The sequence below is a fragment of the Mesorhizobium sp. P5_C1 genome (assembly GCF_054049815.1).
The window spans coordinates 1-620 of record NZ_JBFULQ010001345.1 but is presented as its reverse complement, the minus strand read 5'-3'; the positions used below and the strand labels follow the sequence as shown (position 1 = coordinate 620).

The 620-nt window shown below is 67.7% G+C and carries 1 protein-coding gene; it reads left to right on the top strand.

Translation table 11 applies throughout. The features are described 5' to 3' along the window. Positions 1–620 (top strand): DUF5801 repeats-in-toxin domain-containing protein (locus ACXJ7R_RS35735; RefSeq protein WP_457155888.1); only part of this gene is annotated, 620 nt, incomplete at both ends.

Sequence of the window (620 nt, the reverse complement as noted above, 5' to 3'; positions counted from 1 at the left end):
CAGGTGGTCGGCCGTGCGGGCGTCGGCGGCGTGATCGTGTTCACGGTCAGCACCGATGCGTCGGGCAATGTGACGCTCGACCAGCAGCGKGCGGTGGTCCATCCGACGACGGACCCGAACGAGCCGGTCAGCCTGAACGCCGACAATCTGGTGACACTGACGGCGACGATCACCGACAAGGATGGCGATCATCAGTCGGCGACACTGAACATYGGCARCAACCTGACCTTCCTGGATGACGGCCCGTCGATCTCGGCGCCGGGCGCCAGTGCATCGCTGACGGTGGACGAGACGGATCTGACGACGAATGCGACGGCGAGCTTCGCCAGCGCGTTCACCTCCAGCTATGGCGCCGATGGCGCCGGCACGACCACCTATGCGCTKGGCTTCAATGCCGGCGCGACGGGGCTGGTCGACACGGCGAGCGGCCAGGCGGTGGTGCTGAGCCTCGAGGCTGGGCAGGTGGTCGGCCGTGCGGGCGTCGGCGGCGTGATCGTGTTCACGGTCAGCACCGATGCGTCGGGCAATGTGACGCTCGACCAGCAGCGTGCGGTGGTCCATCCGACGACGGACCCGAACGAGCCGGTCAGCCTGAACGCCGACAATCTGGTGACGCGCTG